Raw genomic sequence first — 22871 nt, 5'->3', positions numbered from 1 at the left:
TTTGTATTTTTACTTCATCTAATAGACATCATGAAAAAATTCCAACTTATCATTGTGGCGGTCTTTTTCTGCATGAGCAGCATGAAGGCACAAACTTATATTCAAAATGTAACCGTTGCGGATGTCATCCATAAAAAGATGCTGCCTTCCCAAACGGTCATCATCACCAATGGCACTATTACAGCTGTAAAGCCCGGTAAACAGGTTAAAATTCCTCAAAACTCGCAGGTGATCAATGGTCAGGGAAAATACCTTATCCCCGGAATGACGGATTCCCACATTCACTTTTTTCAGAGTGGCGGTCTGTACACCAGGCCTGATGCGCTTAATCTAAAAAAGCATGTTCCTTATCAGGAGGAAATCGACTGGGGTCATCAGAATATGGAAAATTTCCTTCACTATTATCTTCGGTCGGGTATAACTTCTGTGATTGATCCCGGAGCTACTTACAACTTTCTAAAGCTCAGAGATTCTTTGAAAAAGAAAGAAAACCTGCCATCCGTTTATATGTCCGGTCCGCTTATTACAACATATGAGCCTGATGCTTTCAAAAATCTCGGAAAGGATGAACCTTTTAAACTGACTCTGACCACTGAAGATGCAAGGAAATATGTTCAGGAACAGCTTCCTTATAAACCAGACTTTATTAAAATATGGTATATCGTACTGGGGGAAGCTCAGAAAAAAGAGGGAGAAGCCAAAAAGCTGGAGCCGGTTGTCAAAGCTGCTATTGATGAAGCTCACAAGAACAATTTAAAGGTCGCTGTGCATGCTACGGAACGTTTTACTGCGCAGACAGCTGTTTTAAACGGAGCCGATTATCTTGTTCACAATATTGAAGATGAGGTGGTTTCCGATGATTTCGTTAAGCTTTTAAAATCTAAAAAAGTGATTGTTTGTCCTACGATGACTGTATCAGACAATTATTATGATACCTATGGTCAGAAAAAACATTACAATACCTATGAGCTGGAAAACTCCAATCCGAAAAGTGTAGGCTCGATTTCCGACCTGAAACATCTGCAGGACACTTCAGATTCGACATGGATTAAAAAATATAAAACAAGATTCAACTCACCTCAGATCAAAGCCTATGTTTCCAAGGTAGATTCTATCAGAAAAATTAACCTGAAAAAACTAACGGATGGCGGAGTGATTATTGCTGCAGGTACGGACGCCGGAAATATCGGCACCCAGCACGCTTCTTCTTTTATGGAAGAACTTAATATGATGAAAGCAAGCGGAATGGACAACTGGCAGATTTTACAGTCAGCAACGATCAATCCTGTAAAAATCCTGAATAAAGACAGTCAGTATGGAAGTATCGAAACCGGAAAGGTGGCAGACATGGTTCTCCTGAATGCTAATCCTATTGAGAATCTGAATCACCTTACCCAAATAGATACCGTAATAAAGAATGGGCTACCCATGGATCCCCATACAATTTTAAAAATAACGCCCGAGGTATTGGTACAACAACAGGTAAACGGCTATAACGAAAGAAATTTAGAAGCCTTCCTTGAACCGTACGCTGAAGATGTAGAAATCTACAACTTTCCCAACACATTGGTAAGCAAAGGAAAGGAAGGGATGAGAAAAACCTATGACAATCTTTTCAAAAAAGCACCTGATCTGCATTGTGAGATCAGACAAAGGATCATCAATAGCAATACGGTCATAGATAAGGAAAGTGTTTCAGGAATGAGACCCGGTCAAAAAGTAGAAGCTACAGCCATCTATGAAATCAAAAATGATAAGATATCAAAGGTGTACTTTCTTCATTAAATAACGATTCATTTTACATTCCATATTCCATTTTTTAAAGCAATCTTCTACAGGTTGCTTTTTTCGTAGTCATTCACCAAGTGAAAAGTCAGTTTCACCAAGTCTCCCGGTTTTTGGTTTCAGAACTGACTAATTTTACTTCAGAATTTAAAATTTAAAAACAAGAAATTATGAAATTGAAACATTTTTTATTGATCGGAATCTTAACTTTGGGAAGCTTTGCAAGCGCACAGGAAGTAAAGAAAAATGGCATTGAAGTAACAGGCGTTGCCGAAATGGAAGTAGAACCTGATGAAATCATATTCAGCATCGGAATAAAGGCAGATAATAAAAATGATCTGGCAGATAATGAAAAGAAATTATTTGAGACCTTAAAAAGTGCCGGAGTGAAGAATGAAGATATCAAGTTTAAATCTATGTATCAAAATATCTACTCCAAAACGGCGAAATTCAGTAAAAACTATCAGTTTAAGATTGGTAAAAAGGCAAACATCAGTAAGATCTTTGAAGACCTTAACCAGAAATGGGTAAGCAGCCTGAATATTGCTGAGGTAAAAAGCACAAAAATTGCAGACTTTAGAAAAGCAGTCAAAATCAATGCTTTGAAAGCCGCCAAAGAAAAGGCAGACTACCTGTTGGAAAGCATGGGTAAAAAAACGGGAAGTGCTCTTGAAATTGTAGAAATAGAAGATTATACCAGCGATATTATCATCCCTTTCGCTTACAAAGGCAGAATGGCCAATGTGCAAATGGAAATGGCAGATGCTCCGCTAGATTATTCGTTTGACAATATCGAAAATATCAAGCTTAAATACAGCATCAAAACGAGATACGAAATCCTTTAAAATAGAAACTTAGCAAAGGCTGTCACATTGTGTGGCAGCTTTTTATTATTTAGCAACGACAGTACAATTAGCTTTAACCAATCAGTGTATTTTAAGTTATTCTGATTGTCTATGTGCCTATGTGGTTTATATTTTACCACATAGACACATAGATTATAATAGATTTTTATCGTTCGTGTATTTGTAGATAATATGTTGTTCTAAAACTCACCAAGTCAAAGTACAGTTTCACCAAGTTCCCGAGTTTTCAGACTTGTTTAGGGATAATTTTACAGTATAATTTAAAATAATAAACGATGAAACGCTATCTTTTAATACTGATCACATTTTCGGTTTCACTGATCACGGCCCAGGAAATCAAACAGGAAATTGAAGTGAAGCAGGCCACTGTATTCCTTCAGGGAGCAAAAGTATATGGCAGTACCAGTGTCAGCCTTCAAAAAGGACGAAATATGGTGAGAATTGTCAATCTACCCAACAATCTGGATGAGAATACCTACAAAATCAATCTTGAAAAAAATACGACCCTTCTTTCCATTACTCCACAAAGTAATTTTTTAAAAACAGATGAATTATCCGGTGCTGAAAAGAAACTGGATGAGGAAAGGAAAAAACTTCAGCGACAGGCCAGTCTGCTGAATATTCAGATTAAAAACCTGACCGGGGAGCAAACTATCATCAATGATAATCTAAAAATTTCGACAAACGATAAATCTACTCCACAGGAACAACTCATCAAGCTTACAGAGTTCTACAGAAAACGAATGCTTGAAATCGATAATCAGGTTTTCCTGTTAAATGAACAAAAAACAACTTTGGATGAAGGCATCGCAAAGATTGATCAACAATCTGCTGAAGAACAAACCCACAAAAACACCAACAGAAAGGAACTTTTACTGGAAATCCTGGCTGATAATGATACCAATCTGAATCTTGGGGTAAGCTATATTGTTTCTGATGCCGGCTGGGTTCCGTCATATGACCTCCGGGCACAATCTGTAAAAAAACCTCTTGAAATGGTGTACAAAGGAAAAATCTACCAAAAAACCGGACAGGACTGGAAGAATGTGAAACTTTTTGTTTCCACATACAGACCATCGTATAATCAGGATCGTCCTATACTATCACCTTTATATGTCGCGGAATATACACCTTACAGTCCACAGGTCGAAATAGCTTCAAGCTACAGGCTTAAAAAAGAAACTGCTGCAGTGAATGCATACCAGATGAGAGAAGACATCGCTGTAAAACCAAGCCAAATCCCGGTTGCTTCTGTTTCTGACAATCAGATGAACGTGATGTATGAACTGAATTATAACCAAACGATTCTGAGCCAGGAAAAAGAGCAGTATGTTATTCTCGATAAAAGACAAATTGATGCTACTTATAAATATCACACGGTTCCTAAGATTAATAATCATGTGTTTCTCATGGCTTTTGTAAAAAACTGGCAGAACCTTAACCTGATCAACGGAGAAGCAAATATTTATTTTGAAGATAATTATATCGGAAAAACAACCATGACAAACAATTACGTAAAAGATGAGTTCCCGATTTCGCTTGGTGTGGATGAAAGAATTACCGTTAAGAGAATCAAGCTCGAAGATAAAACTTCTCAAAAAGCGATGAATTCTAATAAATGGGAAAATGAATCGTATCAGATCAACATTAGAAATAATACCAAAGAAAATATTGAGTTGGAAATTCTTGATCAGCTTCCGATCAGTGAAAATTCCAAAATCCAGGTAAAAGCCATTGATTCCGGTGGTGGAAATCTCGATGAGAAAACAGGAAGCATCCTGTGGAATAAGAATATCGGTTCCGGAGGATCGGATAAAATCAACTTCTCCTATGAAGTAAAATATCCGAAAGACATGCAGATACAATATTATAACAGATAATGCTAAAAAAGGTGGCCTCAGTTTTTGAAGCCACCTTTTACTTTTTAATATGCTTTATATTTTAAGAAACAAAGAGTTGATCAATGAAATTGATTCTTTCTAAGCGAAGGCATACAACGACTGTTTCTGCTATCTTCCGAATTTAAAATACTTTGATAACAGATGTTTCTTATTTTTCATAAACAGAGAAGTCATTTCCATTCCTGTTGCTGAAAAGGTAATCCCGTTTCCGCCAAAGCCAAGGACGAAATATGAATTTTTAAATTTTTCATGTTCACCGATGTAGGGTAACCCGTCTTTTGTCTCTCCGAAAGTTCCGGCCCAGACAAAATCAGGGTAGAAATGATAGTCAGGTTTTATTTTTTTAAGTGATTTTATAATTTCCTTTTCCTTTTTCTCTAGTAGGGAATCCCGTTTTTCAGCATCATAAAAATCTTCGTCACCTCCGCCGATAAGAAGCCTGCCATCATCTGTGGTTCGCATATAAATGTAGGGATCATCAGTATTCCAGACCAATGTATTGCTGATATTTTTAAATTTATCATTGTCGATTTCAGAAACTACAGCATAGGTGCTTTTCAAATCCACAAAGTTTTCTTTGATCAGATTTTTACTTTCATAGCCGATACAATAGATGATTTTTTTTGTTTTAATCTGATATCCTTTATCCGTTGAAACGAGATTAAAACCTTTGTGATATTGTACTTTCACCATCTCGGTTTTATCAAAGATTCTCAAACCTTTCTTTACATTGTGTCTGAACAATTCATGAGCAAATCGGAAAGCATCGATGCTCGCTCCTTGTTTGGATAGGATTCCGCCGTAGGTATTTTCAAATCCGAATTGCTTTAAAACCTGTTCACTCTTGAGCCATTTCACATCAAATCCCGCGTCCTTTCTTGCCTGATATTCTCTTTGAAGCCATTCTGTATCTTTCTTTTTGGAAGCGAAATACAATGACTTCTTCCGTTTAAATCCGGCATCAGACTTAATGAGCCCTGCCAGTTTCTCTACCCGGTCAATTGCATCAGAACATGCTTTATAACTTTCAATGGCTCCTTTTTTACCGATTTTCTCAATCAGTTCAAAAAGAGGAACATCTATTTCGTATTGTAACATTGAAGTGGTGGCAGACGTACTTCCGTTGCAAAGTTCGCGTCGGTCAATTAAAATCGTATGGTATCCATCTTTAATCATTTGATGGGCAATCAGGCTTCCGGTGATTCCGCCACCAATAATGAGGACATCGCATTCCTCATCGGATTTTAGAGACGGGTATGAGGCGATTAATCCATTTTTTAAAAGCCAGAAAGGTTCATTCGATTTCAAATCCATAATTAATATTTTGAACTAAAATAGGAATATTTGTGAATATTTTAACTACCACACGAGCGTTCATTGGTGTAATTATTGTTGGCACCTATAACTAAACCACCATAAAATATTGACTATGATAACAATTATTCCAGAAGCTCCGGAGAATGTTGCAGCATTCAATGCAACGGGAGAAGTGACGAAAGAAGATTTTGAAAAATTGGTAATTCCGCGTGTCAAAGAGAAAGTAGATCAATTTGGCGAACTGAATTACTTATTGTATTTGGATACCGATCTGGATAAGTTTACCATGGGGGCATGGCTTGAAGATGTTTTACTGGGATTAACGAATCTTACCAAATGGAATCGTACGGCAATTGTAACGGATAAAGAAGGCGTACAGAATTTCACAGACATTTTCAGCGTTGTAATGCCGGGAGAGTTTAAATCTTTCCCAAAAGAAAACTTATACAATGCGCTCTACTGGTGCAAAAATGGAGATGAAGTAGAGGCATAACATTATTTTATACAAAAGAAAAGCAGCTGGTTCATAGTGAATCAGCTGCTTTTGCATTCAGTTTCTTATCTTTCTGATCAAAACTTTCTGTTTATTTATCGCAAGACACACATTCTGCTACAGTTTCTTCTTCGCCAGAATGATTACCGTACACATACATATATCGTACACTTATTGCCAACCCGATAAATGTCATTCCTACTCCTACCAGCGAAGGATAGTTGAAGGGTAATCCGTATTCCAATGGAATTCCACCAAGAAAAGCTCCCAGGGCATTGGCAATGTTAAAACCTGCCTGCATAAAAGCGGCGGCCATCATTTCACTTTTCGGGGCTGCTTTCATCATCATAATATTGATCGGTGCTGCAATAGACATGGATAACGCGCCACACATAAAGGTCAGTACAAAAGCAATATTCTGATGTTCAGAGAGGAAAAACACTCCGGTCAATGAAATCATCATCAGGAAAATCAACAGAGCACAAGTTTTTTCAGGGCCAAGCTTGTCTGAAACAAGTCCTCCCACGAGATTTCCGACCACCATTCCGGCACCGGCAAGAACCATCACATAAGCCATCTGATCACTTTGCACACCGGAGATACCCGTCATCAAAGGAGTAATATAGCTTAACCAGGTAAACAGCCCTCCAAATCCTATTGCTGTAATTCCCAGCACCAACCATGATTGCTTATTTTTCAGGAATTTCAATTCTTCCAGGAAGTGGGTATTCTGATTGGCTTCCATATTAGGTAACCATAATTTTAGAAATAATAAAGCAAAAAGCCCGATTACCGCTACAATAGCAAAATACCATCTCCAATGGTAGATATGTCCGATATAAGTTACCAAAGGTACCATGGCCAGATTGGCCACTGTAAGCCCTGTAAACATCATGGAAATATAGAATGCCTCCTTCCCTTTTCCTGCCATCTTCGACGCCACCACAGTTCCGACTCCAAAAAATGCTCCATGAGGAAGTCCCGACATAAATCTTATGATCAGCATTGACGTATAATCTGGTGCTACGGCAGAAAGTCCGTTAAATAAAGTGAAAAGCACCATGAAAGCCATCAAAACCTTTTTAGGTGGAAATTTTACAGAATATCCTATCAGAAGAGGAGCCCCTATAACAACTCCCATGGCATAAGCAGAAATTAAGTGTCCTGCCTGCGGAATCGAAATCTGTAACGTTTTTGCCATATCCGGCAACAATCCCATCACGGTAAATTCCGTTGTTCCTATCCCTAAACCGCCAATTGCCAGCGGTATAATTCTTTTATCAATCTTCATGAGTATGTTCTTTTTTCTGAATCATTATTTGAAAGTGCAAAATTCGAAAGAAAGATTGAATTTCACTTCTTTTAAAATGATAAAAATTTGCTCCACATTAACCTTTTTATGTAAATTTAAATCCACAAACAATCAAAACAGAACAAAATGAAAATCCAGAAAGAAGTTATTGAGTTTGAAAAAGGAAAATCATTCAAGCTTTTTTCACCCAGTTTTAAGAACTGTTTTTTCTGGCATTACCATCCTGAGATAGAGTTGGTATATGTAGAAGCCGTAAACGGAATCCGGCATGTCGGAAAAAATATTTCAGGATTTACGGATAGTGATCTGCTGCTGATCGGTGCCAATGTACCTCATCTTAATTTCGATTATGGAATCCAGACAGAGTGTAATCAGCTGGTATTGCAAATGAGGGAAAATTTCCTTCACGATGTTATTCTCCCTGTTCCGGAGTTTGAGAATATTAAAAATCTTTTGGAAAGATCATATCTGGCGCTGTCATTTTCGGGTGAAACCAAAAGAATTGTGGTTGAGAAACTTCAACGGATGCGGGATAAAAGCTCTTTCGAATCACTGATGGAACTGATTGAGATACTGCAAATCCTCGCTGATTCAAGTGAAGTACAGGAACTCAACAAAGAAGATACAAGGATCAAATGGTTTTTGAATGATAAAATAAGAATGGGAACGATCTACGATTATATTCATGAAAATCATGATAAAAAGCCCAATGTAAATGAGATTGCCCAAATTGTGAGCCTGAGCACGCCAGCCTTCTGCCGTTATTTCAAAAAGCAGACGAATATGACGTTTACAGATTTTGTCAATAATTACAGGATCAATCAGGCCAAAGTGTTTTTGCTGAAAGATTATTCTATAACGGAAGTTTGTTTTCAGGTGGGTTTTGAAAGCCTTTCCTATTTCAACAAATTATTCAAGCAGCATACCGGTGAAACGCCTTCGGAGTTTAAAAAGAAACATTTCAAAGCGATTGAAATCAATGGAAGAATTGGGGTGATCACACGGGAATCATCATGCCATAAAGAATTTTAATCCACAAATTACAATTGATTTTTAGATGAAATAATAGGTTTCGGCTAAAGCCGGATGAATTTTTTACATTTTTAAAGCGGGCTAAAGCCCGCTCCTATGATCAATAAAAAAACCACTCATTGTTGAGCGGTTTTATTATTTTTAGTGAATATGTTTTTCTGCATGGTAAGAACTTCTTACAAGAGGAGAACTTTCAACATGCCTGAATCCTAAACTTCTTGCAAAATCTCCGAACTCATCGAATTCTTCAGGCGTGATAAATTTCTTCACCGGAAGGTGTTTTTTAGTCGGCTGAAGATATTGTCCTAAGGTAATAACGTCTACATTGGCGTTTCTGATATCCTCAATCGTCTGGAAAACCTCATCTCTTGTTTCTCCCAAACCAAGCATGACACCTGTTTTGGTTCTTCTTTGTCCTGCTTCTTTTAAGTATCTTAAAACCTCAAGGCTTCTTTCGTATTTAGCCTGGATTCTCACTTCTCTTGTCAGACGTTTTACGGTTTCCATGTTGTGAGAGATTACTTCAGGGGCAACTTCTACCAGTCGGTCAAGGTGTTTTGTAATTCCCTGGAAATCCGGAATCAGTGTTTCCATGGTTGTTCCCGGAGAAATTCTTCTCACAGCATTGACGGTTTCTCCCCACAGGATAGATCCCATATCTTTCAGGTCATCACGGTCTACAGAGGTAAGCACTGCGTGTTTGATCTTCATTAATTTGATCGAACGTGCTACTTTTTCAGGTTCGTCCCAGTTTACATCCAGGGGTTTTCCTGTTTTCACTCCACAAAATCCGCAGCTTCTCGTACAGATATTTCCCAAAATCATGAAAGTGGCTGTACCTTCTCCCCAACATTCTCCCATGTTTGGGCAGCTTCCGCTTTGGCAAATTGTGTTTAATTTATATTTATCAACCAAAGTTCTTAGCTCCCGGTAGTTTTTTCCGGTAGGAAGTTTTACTCGGATCCACTTTGGTTTTTGAACGGTAGTGTCTTGAACTGAATTTTCCATTTCTAAAATTGAAGTTCAAAGTTAAGGATTTTTTAATGGAAACCATCTACCGGAAATATTGATGGAAATAATAATTCAAAATTTCGTTGTAAATTTCGCCCACAAAATTTTATCCATGAAAAAGATACTTTTCGCTTTATCCGTTACTGGAAGTGCATTATGCTTCGCCCAAAAAGAATTTCAACCTGCCGGATCTACCATTATTGAAACTGTAGAAGGTGACCTTGATGGGGATCAAATTCCTGAAAAAGTAATTATTTACAATACAAAAGATGAAAGTGAAGATGAATCCGGTAATATCCGTGAAATCCAGATTCTGAAAAAGGTTAAAGGCAAATGGACGGTGCTTGAAAAATCAAGACATGCGATCCTGGAAAGCAATGCCGGTGGTATGATGGGAGATCCTTACCAGAATACTACTATTGAAAAAGGCATTTTAATGATTACTCAGGCAGGTGGTAGCACATGGAGATGGGGACATACCGACAAATATCGTTTTCAGAACGGACAATTTGAGTTAATCGGGTATTTTTCGGAGTACGGAAAACCTGAAGAATACTCCACAGAAGTAGATTTCAACTTGTCAACAGGACAGCTTAATTTCAAAAAAGAGGTTGCAAATACGGAAGAGTACGGTAAATCTACCCAGGAAACGTACATCAAAAAAGGAATAAAACTCAACTTGCAAAACAGAAGACAGAAGGAACATATAGAGTTTACACTTCCAAAAACGAAGGAAAAGGTTTATCTGTAAATAAAAGCCGGAAGATTTAAGTTTTGGCTAAAGCCAATTTTGAATTTTAATTTTTAGTAAGCGGGCTAAGGCCCGTTTCCATTGAATGGTTGGGTTTAATTATCATCAAATTCATTGTTCTTTAACAACTCGGCAAGGACTTTTTTGGCGCGCATCACGCGTACTTTTGTGTTTGCAACAGAAATCCCCAATTCTTCGGCAATTTCTTTGATACTTTTTTCTTCAAAAAATCTCAGTTTGATAATGTCCTGATAGTTGGCATCGAGAGATTCTATGGTTTTAATGATTTTCTTTTGCTCCTCATCAGAAATCATCAGCTCTTCGGGCGATTTTGCGTATTGATTTTTGACTTCATCAAGGTTTTCAACAGCATCTTCATTATCGCGGTTTTTCTTCCTCCAGAAATCGATTACTGTATTCTGGGCAATGGTCAGAACCCATGTTTTAAACTGAAAATGCGGGTCAAACATGTCAAGCTTTGATAGAACTTTGGAAAAAACATTGACCGTGATTTCGTCTGCATCATTTTCATCCCTTACCTTCTTCATCACAAATGAGAAAACATCCACCCAAAAAATATTAATGAGTTTAGTCTGGGCCTTCTGGTCTTTTTCCTTGGCCTTCTGGATGAGCAGGAATAGCTGTTCGTCGTTCATTAATAACAAATATAGAGCATTTGACTCGAAAAGGCAAATGAAAGCGGGAAGCAAATTATGAAATTTCCATCCTTACAATTTTAGTTTTCTGACCGTTTTCTCTTCCTTCTGAATTTACTATCTTTGCACGGTAAAATTTTAAAGTAAAAATCAATGAATTCCTTTATAGAAGAACTGAAATGGCGTGGTCTATTTGCCGATATGATGCCCGGAACCGATGAACAACTGAACAAAGAGGTAACTACTGCATATATTGGTTTTGATCCAACGGCCGATTCTTTACATATCGGAAGTCTTATTCAGATAAAAATATTGGCGCACTTTCAGCAGCATGGCCACAAACCTATTGCATTGGTAGGAGGAGCTACAGGAATGATTGGTGATCCATCCGGAAAATCGGCGGAGAGAAACCTTCTGGATGAAGAAACACTTTTACATTATGTGGATTGTTTGAAAAACCAGCTTTCAAAATTTTTAGATTTTGCCGGAAATGGTCCTAATAAGGCTGAATTGGTAAACAATTATGACTGGATGAAAAATATCTCTTTCCTTGATTTTGCAAAAAATGTTGGAAAGAACATCACAGTTAACTACATGATGGCCAAAGATTCTGTAAAGAAAAGATTTTCAGGAGAATCCGGTGCGGATGGAATGAGTTTTACAGAGTTTACCTACCAGCTGATCCAGGGATATGATTTCCTTCATTTATATCAGAACAATAACGTAAAGCTTCAGATGGGAGGTTCTGACCAGTGGGGAAATATTACTACCGGTACAGAATTAATCCGAAGAAAAGCACAAGGAGAAGCTTTTGCACTGACGGTTCCTTTGATCACTAAGGCGGATGGCTCCAAGTTTGGAAAATCTGAAAGCGGAGAAAACTACTGGTTAGATAAAAAGAAAACCTCTCCATACAAATTCTACCAGTTCTGGCTGAATGCAACGGATGAGGATGCTGAAAGATTCATCAAATTCTATACTTTCTTAGGAAAAGAGGAAATTGAAGCTTTAATTGAAGAGCATAAAACAGCTCCGCATGAAAGAAAACTTCAGAAGAAGCTTGCAGAGGAAGTAACGGTTTGGGTACACGGAAGAGAAGAATACGAAAAGGCACTTAAAGCTTCTGAAATTCTTTTCGGGCGATCTACTGCTGAAGATCTTGTAAGCCTTGATGAAGAAACTTTCCTTGAAGTGTTTGACGGCGTTCCACAAAAAGAAGTGGCGAAAGCTGATGTATTGGGAATCAGTATTGTTGATCTTCTTTCTGAAAAATCAGGATTCTTAAAATCGAAGAGTGAGGCACAGAGAGAAATCAAAGGCAATTCAATTTCTGTGAACAAACAAAAGATAAACGACACATTTACAGCAAACGAAACAGATCTTATTGACGGTAAGTTCTTATTGCTTCAGAAAGGTAAAAAAAGTTACTTTATTATTAAAGTTCAATAACTTTAAACAAAAATATTATTTCATAAAAGAGGCTGTCTTTTGAGACAGCCTCTTTTTTTATTCCGTTAAAAAAGTAGTGAAAAACTTCAGTACTTTCCTGAGAAATTGTCATTTTTAGCCCTGACATCAATTTTCATTATTGCAAGTTCTGAAAAGTTTTATTGAAAATATTATTTGTTTACCTTGATTGCCGTATTTAAAATTTATAAGTAAGTCCTGCTTTGCCACCGGAAGCTATTGTTCCACCTCCCAACTCTACATGAAAAGCAAGATTGTTGGTAAAAAAGTATCTTCCGCCTACCTGTCCGGCAAAACCTACGCCTGAAGATTTTCCGTCAAAATCATCGTAGTCTGATCCGTTGTATTTATAGGAAAAAGAGTTATATGCCAGTGTTGCACCTGCATATACGTCCCATTTGTTGGGAATCTTAAGTAATGTATTAAAGTGATAATTTCCATTGATCCCGGCTCCGAACCAGCTGCCTTTAATATCACCTGTATATTTCTTAGTAGTATAACTGGCCTGAATACCTACAGAAATATCATTGTGCACTGCATAATCTACTCCTACTGAAACAGGTATCCCCCAATCGTTGGCCACCCCAATATCCACATTGACCTGTGCTTCCCCTTTCTGGATTCTCTGTGCATACATACTACTAAAAATGAATACCATTCCCAGTATAAAAATTCTTTTTTCCATGTAATAATTACGTTTTCTATTATGGTTTCTGCCTCCAAAACTATCATAGATTTTTTGGCATCGCAATCATCAAAAAAAAGTATTTTTTTCTACCTGCTTTTGGGTAGTTTATTCACCGGATTTTTAAAAATCAATCTGTAAATATTCTCTTATTGTGCCTGTTCCCGGAAACGGTTGGCTCTTTTGAAGGTTCCCAGGTCATTGAAACGCACTCCATATTTCTTCAGCACTTCATGTGACCTTTTCCGGCCGATATGACGTACATAAAAGGTTTCATTCACTACAAAATGATGAATACTATGCGTCCACCCGAAAAAGAAACAAAACAGCTGCATAGGAAAAGTCCACCAAACATTCAATACCTGGGTCTGCTCGATGACATTACCTTCTTCAACATCTCCAAAATAATGCATATTGGAAGTGATAAAATGCAAACAAAACTGTCTCAACAGGTTAGGCAATAGAATGGTGTAAATTATTATATTCAGAGAACTGAGCAGACCATTAATGTAGTATGGTAAACTAACATCTGTCCCCAGCTGAACGTTGATCAGCTTTACTAATAAGTCTGCAAAAAACAGATATAATACAATATGGGCAAAAATGGTCACAGGTATTATACTTAAAAAAGTAATTCTTTTTAAAGCAGCTGAAGTTTCCTCTTTAAGATTGCCGCTTGCCACTTCCCTGTCCATATCCTTATGCATGTGATGGAGGCGAAGCAGACCTCCAAATACAATGTCAGGGGTCATCAGCAATCGCTTAACGGACCATCGTTCTCCATTGGTTACACTCCGCTCTTCCACATCATGCAATGTTCCTGAGAATTTATGGTGATGATAATGCAATGTACGCCTGATCCAGGGGTTAACAGTTAACGGACGTAAAATCCATACTGTAAAAAGCATACAATGATGCACCGCTTTCTGTTTTCTGAAATAAAGCCAATGAATAAGATCGTGCTCTATTTCATGAAGGATCCCCATAAAAAAAGCATTAATGATAATCATAAGCCATGTTGGAACAACAGCTTGGGACCAACTGACTGAAGTACTAATAATCGCTGCGATTGAGACTAAAAAAATACCCAATCCAATACTATCCTGCTTTTTCAACAAAGGATATCTTTCTTTGAGTTGCTGATAGGACTGATTAATCTCCTTCCTGATCAGGCTGGTTTTTTCCTGATGTTTCACTACACTGTGATTTTAAATACGAAATTAATAATTTCAAAAATATAAATCTATATAAATGAAAATTATTACAACAAACACATCAAAATATTAATATTATTTTCATCTGTATCACATCAGGACTGATGATCAAGTAAGGATTTTTAATTTAATGCTCTCATAGCACGGCTGGTCATTCCGCCCATTTTTCCCTGTCATTTCTACCCAGTTTTAGGTATTTTTCATCCTTATTATTTTAAGTATATTCACATTTACTAAAAAACTAAACTTTTCATACTGAAATTAAGATCCATGAAACGGTTGCTGTGCATTTTATATATTCTGTTGCACCCTTTATTACAGGGACAAGGATTGTTTCCCCTGAATGAGAAAAAATATATAGACAGTCTGCGATCTTCCGCCAACAATAAGGTAAACAATATTTCCCAGGCCCATACGTACTTCCTGTTATCCGCCTATTATAAAAATACCGATACAATTCTCAGCAGAAATTATCTGGAAAACGGAAAGAAAAGTGGCGGAAACGGCCCATTTGTAGCTGCTCTTTACTATTATTATGAGGGGCAATATTATCAGGATGTCAACAAAGAAAAAGCAGCAGAATCCTTTGATAAAGCTATTAAATCTTTATCTCTTTTAAAAAGCAAAAAAGCCGCCCTGTATACTTCCATGAGTTGGTATAACTACGGTATCGTACAAAAAAATAAGGAAGGCTATCCTTTCCTGATCAAAACCATGCTTGAAAAAAGCATTCCTACTGCAGAAAAATACGGAGATACTAAAGTTCTCGGCTTTTTGTACACTCAACTTGCCCTGATGCTTACCTACAATGCCGAATTCGAAAAAGCAAAAAGTTATAATGAAAAAGCGGTTCAGATTCTTGAGAAAAATGCCCCTCACTCCACCGAGCTGTTCTATGCGTACCTCAATACCAGCAGCAATTATTGCTATCAGGCAAAATGCAGTTCGGGAAAACAGTTTCTGAATAAAGCTGGAGAAATGGTTCGTCCTTATCGCGAATCATCTTCAAATACTTTGTACTATTATAACAAAGCCCTGTACTTTATAGGTCTGCAGGAGCATACAGAAGCATTAGAAATGATAGAAAAAGGATTGTCATATGCTAAAAAATACAATCAGAAACTACAGATGCAGATGTTTTACTTCCATAAATATGACATTTTTAAAAAATTAAAGAGATATAAGGAAGCCAAAAATCTATTGGAAGAAATCCTGGCAGAAAAAACGCTCGCCCAGGATCTTAATAACAGAAAAACAATATACAGCCATCTGTCAGGGATCAATGAAATTATGGGAAATCCCGGCCAGGCCTTAGTGTGGGAAAAGAAATATTCAAAGTTAAATGACAGTTTGAATGCAGAAAACGTAAAACTTGAAATCAATAAACTGGAAACTAAATTTAGTGCTCTGGAAAAGGAGAAAAAAATAGCATTCCTGAATGCTGAAAAGAACCAAAAGCAAATGGAGGTCAACAAAAAAGACTCCTATTTATGGGTGCTAAGTCTCATTTTGTTATTCTTTTTAAGTCTTTTAATATTCCTGTTCATTTTGTATAAGAAGAACAAAAAGCTGTCTGAACAAAAAGAAATAAATCTTCAGCAAAAAATAGAAGACATTAAGCAAAAAGAACAATTAGCCCTTACCAAGGCAATTCTGGACGGGGAAGAAAGAGAACGGGAACGCATTGCAAAAGATCTGCATGACGGTCTTGGGGGAATGCTGGCAGGAGTTAAAATCAACCTTTCAACCTGGTCATCCAATCATTTAAATCCGGAGCATGATAAAGATTTTTATAAAATCCTGAATCAATTGGATAATTCTGTAACGGAGCTCAGGCATGTAGCAAGAAACCTGATGCCGGAATCGCTCCTGAAATTCGGATTGGAGACCGCATTGGGTGATCTCTGTGAGTTTTATGCACGTAAAGACCTCGATATTTACTTTCAGCCTATGGATATTGAAAAAAAGCTTCCTTTAAGTATCCAGCTTAATATTTACAGGATTGTACAGGAACTTCTGGCCAATGCGGTAAAACACGCTCAGGCCAGCAGTATTTTGCTGCAATGCTCTCAATCCCGTGAAAGTTTCCTCATCACCATTGAAGATAACGGAAAAGGATTTAATAAAGATATTGAAAAGACTACAAAAAGTCTGGGCCTTAGAAATCTTAATAACCGGGTGAATTATCTGAAAGGGAAAATGGAAGTCAACTCCGATCCTCAAGGAACAACCATTAATATAGAACTTAATATAGATGGAGAATGAAAAAATAAATATTGTCATTGTAGATGACCACCCCATTGTGATTGAAGGATTGAAAATGATGCTGGGCAGCCAATCTTTTTTAATATTGCTGAAACGTTTACATCGGGCTCAGAAATCATCAGTTTTGTGAAAAATCATAAAGTGGACATCATCCTTTTAGATATTGCCTTACCTGACGGCAATGGTACTGAGCTTTGCAGAGAAATTAAAAAAATATCACCGGAAATCTCAGTGATTATGTTTAGCAACCGCTCTGAGAGAAGCATCATTATGCAATCTATACAAAATGGAGCCAGCGGTTATTTGCTGAAAAATACCTCGATAGATGAACTGGTCATATGCATTAAAGGAGCTCTTTCAGGAAATATTGTATTCTGTAACGAAACCAAGCATATTATCAGCCGGCCACCGTCACAAAATGACTTGCCCATTCCCAGACTCACCAAAAGGGAAAAACAGATCCTGCAAATGGTAGCGCAGGGAAAGACGAGTAATGTCATCGCGGAAGAATTATTTTTAAGTCCGCTTACCGTAGATACTCACCGCAAAAATCTGCTCCAGAAGTTCCAGGCCAAAAACTCAACAGAACTGATCAATCGTGCTATACAACAACGTATGATAGAGGAATAAAAAAACCGCTTATCAGCGGTTTTTATTTTATATACATAGTAAGATTAAGGTTCCAGGAAGCTATAGTCAATTGAAGCAACCAATTCTCCTTGTCCTTTTTTCTTAACTGTTCTCACAACTTCTCCATCAATATAAAGGTTGATAATCAATTCTGAATCCGCAGCCGGTAATTTCGCATTAGCATCCAGATTGAGCTGGGCCTGACTTGAGTTTACAAAGAATTCTCCACTAGACCATGGTGAATTTAAAGGTGTTGTAGGAGTATTAAACATCATACTTTGTGTAGTACCGACTTGTGTGGCGATACCGATAATCTCTCCGCCAGCAGATGTTTTCACTTCAAACTGAACCAAATGGTCTTTATACCCGTCGTCATCGTCATCTTTTTTACAAGAACTGACCACGTTAAATACAGAAAATAATAAAACGAATAAAAGAGAAAGTCTGAGTAAACTTTTTGAATTGTAAAATTGCTTCATTTCTTCAAATAGATTTTTTAATGTTCCAAATATAAGTTTTTTATTAATATAAAAATATTTTTTTTGTAAAATTTTCATTAGAAATTTACAAAAAATATGAAATTAATAAAATTACGAATCAAGACATAAAACCCAATAAAACAGTACATTCAAATAATCATTACATAGACAACACAGGATCATTTGAATTCCATATATGAATAATAAAACTTAAGATTTACAAAATAATTTATTAAGTATATTTGCTGTATGAATTTAGACTATCTAGTAAGAGAACCCGAAAATATTACCCCGAACACTCCTATTCTTTTTATGCTTCATGGCTATGGAAGTAATGAGCAGGACCTTTTCAGTTTCAGAGAAACGCTTCCTGCAGACTGGATTATCATCAGCTTCAGGGCACCAAGAAATACTCAGTTTGAAGGATATTCATGGTATGATATCAATTTTAATGATCCTGAAAGCTTTATTGATTTACCGCAGGCAAAGGAATCTCTGAGTGCAGTATTGGAAAACATCTTAAAAATCATCAATCATTATGGCCTTACCGAAAGCAGAGCTCATTTATGCGGTTTCAGCCAGGGTGGAATATTATGTTATGCTTTAGCTTTACAATATCCTGACCTGTTTAATTATGTGGCTTGTATGAGTGCCTATCCGGAAGAAAAGATTCTTGATCATATTGTGAAGGATAAAAAGAAACTGGAAAAGCTTCGCTTTTTTATCTCCCATGGTACGGATGATGCTGTAATCCCATTGGAATGGGGGCGAAAAGCTGCTGATTTGTTATATGACCTGAGCTGTTATTTCACTTTCAGAGAATATATGAGTGGTCATGGGGTTAATCAGAAAAATTATATGGATTTAATGGAGTTTTTCTCCAAATAACCAAAGATCCTCCATTCAAAAAAACTCAACAAAACATAGCACTTCATTGAAGTTCATACAAACATTCCTGTATTTGGAATGGTTTTTTATTATGATAAAGATAATTTTAGTAAATTCAGTAAATGAAACCAAAGCTTCTTTTGATGAGTTTATTTTTCAGCATTTTCATGTATGCTCAAAACTCATTTGAACTCATTAATGCCAAGAAAGCGGTTATTCCATTTAAATTTATCAACAATCTTATCTTTATTCCCGTCACCGTCAATGGAGCCGAACTTACTTTGCTACTTGATACAGGAGTTGCAGAAACGATTCTCTTCAGTCTGGAAAATAAAGAAATTAACCTAAAAAATGTTGAAAAAATAAAATTTTCGGGTCTTGGAGGAAGTTTAAGTATGGATGGTCTGAAATCTGACCGGAATGTAGTTCGTATCGGAGATGCTATCATCAATACGTCCATGTCGCTCTACATCATTATGAATGAAGAGTTTAATATTTCAGCCCACATAGGAATCCCGGTCAACGGAGTCATCGGTTATCATTTTTTTAAAGATCATCCGGTTGTCATCGATTATATGGCAAAGAAAATAACCGTATATGAAAGCATAGATCTTCTCCAAAAAAAAATCAGAAGGTTTGAAGAATTTCCGATTACTATTGAAAAAAATAAGCCCTATCTCCACGCCGATGTAGAAATGACGAAAGAGAAAAAAGACTCAAAACTACTGATTGATCTCGGGAATAGTGATGCCATATGGCTTTTCCCGGCTCTTATTAAAGATTTCGTGTACAACAGACCCAATATTGAGGATTTTCTGGGACGCGGGTTCAATGGTGACATCTATGGCAAAAGGAGCAGGATTCACAATTTTTATCTGGGAAGTTTTGTATTTGAAAAACCCCTTACCGCAATGCCTGACGAATTTTCTATTCAACATGTGAATTTAGTAGAAGACAGAAAAGGTTCCATTGGCGGGGAAATCATGCGCCGGTTTACTGTTATTTTTGATTATGCCAACAAAAAGTTATATTTGAAAAAAAACAGGAATTTTACCGACCCCTTCCATTTTAATATGAGCGGATTGGATTTCAAGCAGGATGGTTTAGAGTGGCAACCGGACAAGATCAGTGTGGAAACCCAGAATGCAGATGGTGGCAATATCATACACAGGGATGCTATTCAGTATAAGTTTTCCTTAAAGCCCATCTTTTCTATTGCCGGAGTACGGAAAGACTCACCTGCCTATGAGGCAGGTTTAAAAGGGATGATCGTATTATCAGCATTAACGGGAGTAAGACCTCTGAGATGACTTTGGAAAGAATGATTGAACTTATGAAATCCGAGGAAGGGCGAAGTATCAACATGGAAATCCAGCGAAAAAACGAAATACTGACCATCAGGTTTACGTTGGAAGATCCGATTCCTTATCAAGAATAGAATATGAAAACAGAAGAAACAACGTTAGATAAAATAAGAACACGGCCCAGGTTTAAGATGTTTACTCATCTGACAAAAGAAGAGTATGCTGAAAATCTAAAAAAATATCTGGCAGAACATCAAGATGAATTCTCGGGAAATATCAATAAGGAGGTGGCAACAATCAGTGTTGAAACGCCGTATGATAACTATTGGAAACCGCGTCTCTCATTACGGGTAGAGATCGAGGACGAACAAACGGTGATCCGCGGAGTATTTGGTCCCAGTTCAGCGGTGTGGACTTTTTTTATGTTCCTGTATTTTTCTTTTTCTATTTTCTGGATGACATTTTTTACCATGTATTACGTGGAAAAACAAATAAAAAGCGCCGAGTACCCCTGGGCACTGAGCGCTTCTTTTGTCATGTTATTTTTTATTCTTCTTACTTATGCTGCTGCAAGATTTGGACAACATAAAGGGAAAGATGAGATGCTTAAACTCAGAAAATTTGCTGAAGAATCTACTTTACAGTTTGAAAAGAAAATTACCTAGACAAAGAATCTCCACTTTTATTTTGAACAGCCGGAGCCATTGCTCTTGCTGTTTTAATAGAGTCAGCTACTTTTTCCCTGTTTGCCTGTTCTTTCAACATCTTAGGAACATCCGGTTCTAATAATTTAGTGAGTTCTTCCACTGAAATATTATTGGCATTAGGGTCATCCAAAAGCTTTCTCCAAGGTTTTCTCCCTCCCCATTTGTAATCCCCGAACACCATCACAGCTGTTCCTTTTGCCTTTGTCGTAGCTCCTCCGGGATTAAGGATCCAGGTATCAGCATAGGAATATAGCCACTGGGCATCTTTTCTCAGTAATCTTAAACAAGAATGTGAGGCCGGATATCCCGGAAGCGTATATTCGTGCCATCCGATTCCTCCGATATTGTGAATATTAAAATTATAAGGTAATTTCCATTCTGTGCTTACCGTAGAAATAGACAACTTCTTTTTCCAGTTGGCGAAAGTAAGTCCTCTGGTCGTTTGAGCTGTTTTTTTACCCATACTTGTAGGACCCCATTTTACAAGACTTCCGTTGGAATATACGGCAAAAGCTTGTATAGGATATGAAAAGATGACGAATTTCTTCACACCGCTCAGTACATCCAGCTGCATCGGAAATGGTGAGTAGGCCATCAAAGTTGTATCTATTTTAGCCGGAACAACCAAAGTATCGGCATTCCATTTACTCTTGGAGTCCAGCCTGTTTAAAGCGAGAATAGCAGTACGTTCTTCAACGCTGTACTTTTTGCTGAAAGCAGAATATACAGAATCTCTTACCTTCTTGTCTTTAGGAATGACAAAGGCATTATAGAAACCATTCTCCTGCATTACCGGCGGAACGGATTCTTTTTTTACTGCAGGTACTGAATCTTTTTTTACAGAATCTTTTTCTATTTCGGATACATCAGATCCGGAAACCGTCTCTTTGAATGTATCACTTACCTTTTCTATTTCTTTTTTACATGAAATAAGAAACAGGGTACAAAAGCAGGCAAATAAAATTGTTTTTTTCACAGATATGTTCTTCATAAATAGATCAGGTCATTTAGTTTGGCTACCCAGTACAAATATCAGACCTAAATTTGAATCACAAAAGAGATTATTAAAAATACCGTAAAAAAACGGTAAGAAAAAACAGCGTTTTATAGTAATTTATTCGTTTTAGCGTATCCTAACGCTTCCGCAATATTATTAACTCCAATTTTTTCGAATAGTTTTTTCCGGTGAAATTTCACTGTATCTGCAGTAATAAAAAGTTTCCCGGAAATTTCATTAATTGTCATTCCACTCGCATACAGGCGTAAGATCTCATACTCTCTTGACGACAACCTGATTTTCTCACTTTTCACCCATATATCTTCGGTGAGATCGTACTTCCAGATTACATCAGTTCCCTCTTTACTCAAAACAACGTTTCCTGAAGAGCTACTGTTAGAAAGAGAGACTACACATAATGCCTTCCAGACCTGTCCTTCTTCGGTAAGAAACATGGGGGTAAGCTTATGGTTAACCAGAACAAGGTTTTTTCCACTGTTGATAAGATAAAAATCGTAAGAAATAGAATATAATTTTCGTTCATCAACAGGGATTGTTTCATAAAATTCAAATCCTGCTTTATTGATTTTGATCAGCATTTCCACATCTTCGGGTTTCACATTCTGAAAATAGAAAGCATATCCCAATTCCTTTACTTCTTCTGAAGTTTTCCCGCATAGGAAAAGCGGATTTTCAGATACATATTCAAATCCCCTGGTTTGGTAGTTAATGACATATAAACTCTGATATGTAGTCCGGGCAAGAGCTTTTATTCCCTCCAGATAATCTGTGGACTGACTATAATCAATTTCGGCATTCTTGCTTACTTCATTTTTATCGTTAAAAAACCGGTCAATCTCTTTCATATTCTTTAGTATCATCAAGGCACTACCCCAAAGAGTAGTTTTAAGATCCGTAGTACAAATCTACACAAAAGTGTAGTATTTTTCAAAATGAAGACTTTTACATTTGCAAAGTGCTTTCATGATTGTACTTTCTTTGAAAACACGGAGAAAACTGCTCAATGAGAACTCTGATGCTTTTTAAAAAAAATATTACTCAGAACAGCAGTGCTTTACAATATAATCATAACCATGACATAAAGAAGCTG

The 22871-nt window shown here is 37.0% G+C and carries 19 protein-coding genes and 2 pseudogenes; 12 read left to right on the top strand and 9 right to left on the bottom strand.

Annotated features, from left to right (window positions below):
* Positions 1 to 30: 30 nt before the first annotated feature.
* The 3 genes from H3Z85_13695 (at position 31) to H3Z85_13685 (ending at position 4531) form a co-directional block, all read left to right on the top strand.
* Complete coding sequence (locus H3Z85_13695) at positions 31 to 1785, top strand: amidohydrolase family protein (protein ID QPQ50512.1); 1755 nt, start codon at positions 31 to 33, stop codon at positions 1783 to 1785.
* Between the two features lie 170 nt (positions 1786 to 1955).
* The gene (locus H3Z85_13690; GenBank protein QPQ50511.1) at positions 1956 to 2630 is read left to right on the top strand and encodes an SIMPL domain-containing protein; all 675 of its coding nucleotides are present in this window, start codon (positions 1956 to 1958) and stop codon (positions 2628 to 2630) included.
* Between the two features lie 296 nt (positions 2631 to 2926).
* Positions 2927 to 4531, top strand: a complete 1605-nt coding sequence (locus H3Z85_13685) for a DUF4139 domain-containing protein (protein QPQ50510.1) — start codon at positions 2927 to 2929, stop codon at positions 4529 to 4531.
* A gap of 129 nt (positions 4532 to 4660) precedes the next feature.
* Here the strand turns inward: H3Z85_13685 and H3Z85_13680 are convergent, their stop codons facing one another.
* Positions 4661 to 5866, bottom strand: a complete 1206-nt coding sequence (locus tag H3Z85_13680) for an FAD-binding oxidoreductase (GenBank protein QPQ50509.1) — start codon at positions 5864 to 5866, stop codon at positions 4661 to 4663.
* A gap of 115 nt (positions 5867 to 5981) precedes the next feature.
* Between H3Z85_13680 and H3Z85_13675 the strand changes: the two genes are divergently transcribed.
* Positions 5982 to 6362 (top strand): STAS/SEC14 domain-containing protein, encoded by a 381-nt coding sequence (locus H3Z85_13675; GenBank protein ID QPQ50508.1) that lies wholly within the window; start codon positions 5982 to 5984, stop codon positions 6360 to 6362.
* Between the two features lie 91 nt (positions 6363 to 6453).
* Here H3Z85_13675 and H3Z85_13670 read toward each other — a convergent pair whose 3' ends face one another.
* Positions 6454 to 7653 (bottom strand): MFS transporter, encoded by a 1200-nt coding sequence (locus tag H3Z85_13670; protein ID QPQ50507.1) that lies wholly within the window; start codon positions 7651 to 7653, stop codon positions 6454 to 6456.
* Between the two features lie 147 nt (positions 7654 to 7800).
* Between H3Z85_13670 and H3Z85_13665 the strand changes: the two genes are divergently transcribed.
* Positions 7801 to 8706: a helix-turn-helix transcriptional regulator gene (locus tag H3Z85_13665; protein ID QPQ50506.1), complete on the top strand. Its 906-nt coding sequence runs from the start codon at positions 7801 to 7803 to the stop codon at positions 8704 to 8706.
* 141 nt (positions 8707 to 8847) lie between these two features.
* Here H3Z85_13665 and lipA read toward each other — a convergent pair whose 3' ends face one another.
* Positions 8848 to 9714, bottom strand: coding sequence for a lipoyl synthase (lipA, locus tag H3Z85_13660; protein ID QPQ50505.1), 867 nt, complete (start codon positions 9712 to 9714; stop codon positions 8848 to 8850).
* Positions 9715 to 9829: 115 nt separating this feature from the next.
* Between lipA and H3Z85_13655 the strand changes: the two genes are divergently transcribed.
* Complete coding sequence (locus H3Z85_13655) at positions 9830 to 10468, top strand: hypothetical protein (protein QPQ50504.1); 639 nt, start codon at positions 9830 to 9832, stop codon at positions 10466 to 10468.
* A 95-nt stretch (positions 10469 to 10563) separates the two neighbouring features.
* Here H3Z85_13655 and H3Z85_13650 read toward each other — a convergent pair whose 3' ends face one another.
* Positions 10564 to 11124 (bottom strand): sigma-70 family RNA polymerase sigma factor, encoded by a 561-nt coding sequence (locus tag H3Z85_13650; protein ID QPQ50503.1) that lies wholly within the window; start codon positions 11122 to 11124, stop codon positions 10564 to 10566.
* Positions 11125 to 11277: 153 nt separating this feature from the next.
* Here H3Z85_13650 and H3Z85_13645 point away from each other — a divergent pair, with 153 nt between their 5' ends.
* Positions 11278 to 12573 (top strand): tyrosine--tRNA ligase, encoded by a 1296-nt coding sequence (locus H3Z85_13645; GenBank protein QPQ50502.1) that lies wholly within the window; start codon positions 11278 to 11280, stop codon positions 12571 to 12573.
* A gap of 196 nt (positions 12574 to 12769) precedes the next feature.
* Here H3Z85_13645 and H3Z85_13640 read toward each other — a convergent pair whose 3' ends face one another.
* Both H3Z85_13640 and H3Z85_13635 read right to left on the bottom strand, forming a co-directional pair.
* On the bottom strand, positions 12770 to 13276 hold the full coding sequence (locus H3Z85_13640; GenBank protein QPQ50501.1) for an outer membrane beta-barrel protein: 507 nt from the start codon (positions 13274 to 13276) through the stop codon (positions 12770 to 12772).
* Positions 13277 to 13425: 149 nt separating this feature from the next.
* A complete protein-coding gene (locus H3Z85_13635; GenBank protein ID QPQ50500.1) occupies positions 13426 to 14472 on the bottom strand; it encodes a fatty acid desaturase in 1047 nt (348 codons plus the stop codon).
* Positions 14473 to 14760: 288 nt separating this feature from the next.
* Between H3Z85_13635 and H3Z85_13630 the strand changes: the two genes are divergently transcribed.
* Together H3Z85_13630 and H3Z85_13625 are read left to right on the top strand one after the other, a co-directional pair.
* Positions 14761 to 16755 carry a sensor histidine kinase gene (locus H3Z85_13630; GenBank protein QPQ50499.1) on the top strand — a complete coding sequence of 665 codons (1995 nt, stop codon included), beginning with the start codon at positions 14761 to 14763 and terminating at the stop codon, positions 16753 to 16755.
* Positions 16745 to 17385: pseudogene (locus H3Z85_13625) on the top strand (response regulator transcription factor). Before H3Z85_13630 ends, H3Z85_13625 begins: the two are co-directional and overlap by 11 nt.
* A 44-nt stretch (positions 17386 to 17429) precedes the next feature.
* Here the strand turns inward: H3Z85_13625 and H3Z85_13620 are convergent.
* Entirely contained in the window at positions 17430 to 17942 is a 513-nt protein-coding gene (locus H3Z85_13620) for a hypothetical protein (protein QPQ50498.1), read from the bottom strand.
* 171 nt (positions 17943 to 18113) lie between these two features.
* Between H3Z85_13620 and H3Z85_13615 the strand changes: the two genes are divergently transcribed.
* From H3Z85_13615 to H3Z85_13605, 3 genes and pseudogenes are all read left to right on the top strand, one after another.
* Positions 18114 to 18752 (top strand): phospholipase, encoded by a 639-nt coding sequence (locus tag H3Z85_13615; protein ID QPQ50497.1) that lies wholly within the window; start codon positions 18114 to 18116, stop codon positions 18750 to 18752.
* A gap of 122 nt (positions 18753 to 18874) precedes the next feature.
* Positions 18875 to 20190 (top strand): annotated as a pseudogene (locus tag H3Z85_13610) (aspartyl protease family protein).
* 3 nt (positions 20191 to 20193) lie between these two features.
* Positions 20194 to 20721 (top strand): hypothetical protein, encoded by a 528-nt coding sequence (locus H3Z85_13605; GenBank protein QPQ50496.1) that lies wholly within the window; start codon positions 20194 to 20196, stop codon positions 20719 to 20721.
* Here the strand turns inward: H3Z85_13605 and H3Z85_13600 are convergent.
* Positions 20714 to 21754 carry a L,D-transpeptidase gene (locus H3Z85_13600; protein ID QPQ50495.1) on the bottom strand — a complete coding sequence of 347 codons (1041 nt, stop codon included), beginning with the start codon at positions 21752 to 21754 and terminating at the stop codon, positions 20714 to 20716. The genes H3Z85_13605 and H3Z85_13600 overlap by 8 nt on opposite strands.
* Positions 21755 to 21867: 113 nt before the next feature.
* Positions 21868 to 22626 carry a helix-turn-helix transcriptional regulator gene (locus H3Z85_13595; GenBank protein QPQ50494.1) on the bottom strand — a complete coding sequence of 253 codons (759 nt, stop codon included), beginning with the start codon at positions 22624 to 22626 and terminating at the stop codon, positions 21868 to 21870.
* Positions 22627 to 22871: the final 245 nt, after the last annotated feature.

Source organism: Chryseobacterium indologenes (genome assembly GCA_016025055.1).
In the GTDB taxonomy this organism is placed as follows: Bacteria; Bacteroidota; Bacteroidia; order Flavobacteriales; family Weeksellaceae; genus Chryseobacterium; species Chryseobacterium indologenes.
Note: the sequence above shows the minus strand (reverse complement) of the source record. Positions and strands in the feature narration are given on the sequence as shown.

Excerpts from the sequence above, each read along its gene's own strand:
- H3Z85_13665 (QPQ50506.1), top strand. The coding sequence starts at position 7,801 with ATGAAAATCCAGAAAGAAGTTATTGAGTTTGAAAAAGGAAAATCATTC.
- H3Z85_13630 (QPQ50499.1), top strand. The coding sequence starts at position 14,761 with ATGAAACGGTTGCTGTGCATTTTATATATTCTGTTGCACCCTTTATTA.
- H3Z85_13640 (QPQ50501.1), bottom strand. The coding sequence starts at position 13,276 with ATGGAAAAAAGAATTTTTATACTGGGAATGGTATTCATTTTTAGTAGT.
- H3Z85_13670 (QPQ50507.1), bottom strand. The coding sequence starts at position 7,653 with ATGAAGATTGATAAAAGAATTATACCGCTGGCAATTGGCGGTTTAGGG.
- H3Z85_13690 (QPQ50511.1), top strand. The coding sequence starts at position 1,956 with ATGAAATTGAAACATTTTTTATTGATCGGAATCTTAACTTTGGGAAGC.
- H3Z85_13600 (QPQ50495.1), bottom strand. The coding sequence starts at position 21,754 with ATGAAGAACATATCTGTGAAAAAAACAATTTTATTTGCCTGCTTTTGT.
- H3Z85_13645 (QPQ50502.1), top strand. The coding sequence starts at position 11,278 with ATGAATTCCTTTATAGAAGAACTGAAATGGCGTGGTCTATTTGCCGAT.
- H3Z85_13650 (QPQ50503.1), bottom strand. The coding sequence starts at position 11,124 with ATGAACGACGAACAGCTATTCCTGCTCATCCAGAAGGCCAAGGAAAAA.
- H3Z85_13605 (QPQ50496.1), top strand. The coding sequence starts at position 20,194 with ATGAAAACAGAAGAAACAACGTTAGATAAAATAAGAACACGGCCCAGG.
- H3Z85_13615 (QPQ50497.1), top strand. The coding sequence starts at position 18,114 with ATGAATTTAGACTATCTAGTAAGAGAACCCGAAAATATTACCCCGAAC.
- H3Z85_13695 (QPQ50512.1), top strand. The coding sequence starts at position 31 with ATGAAAAAATTCCAACTTATCATTGTGGCGGTCTTTTTCTGCATGAGC.
- H3Z85_13685 (QPQ50510.1), top strand. The coding sequence starts at position 2,927 with ATGAAACGCTATCTTTTAATACTGATCACATTTTCGGTTTCACTGATC.
- H3Z85_13595 (QPQ50494.1), bottom strand. The coding sequence starts at position 22,626 with ATGAAAGAGATTGACCGGTTTTTTAACGATAAAAATGAAGTAAGCAAG.
- H3Z85_13680 (QPQ50509.1), bottom strand. The coding sequence starts at position 5,866 with ATGGATTTGAAATCGAATGAACCTTTCTGGCTTTTAAAAAATGGATTA.
- H3Z85_13675 (QPQ50508.1), top strand. The coding sequence starts at position 5,982 with ATGATAACAATTATTCCAGAAGCTCCGGAGAATGTTGCAGCATTCAAT.
- lipA (QPQ50505.1), bottom strand. The coding sequence starts at position 9,714 with ATGGAAAATTCAGTTCAAGACACTACCGTTCAAAAACCAAAGTGGATC.
- H3Z85_13655 (QPQ50504.1), top strand. The coding sequence starts at position 9,830 with ATGAAAAAGATACTTTTCGCTTTATCCGTTACTGGAAGTGCATTATGC.
- H3Z85_13620 (QPQ50498.1), bottom strand. The coding sequence starts at position 17,942 with ATGAAAATTTTACAAAAAAAATATTTTTATATTAATAAAAAACTTATA.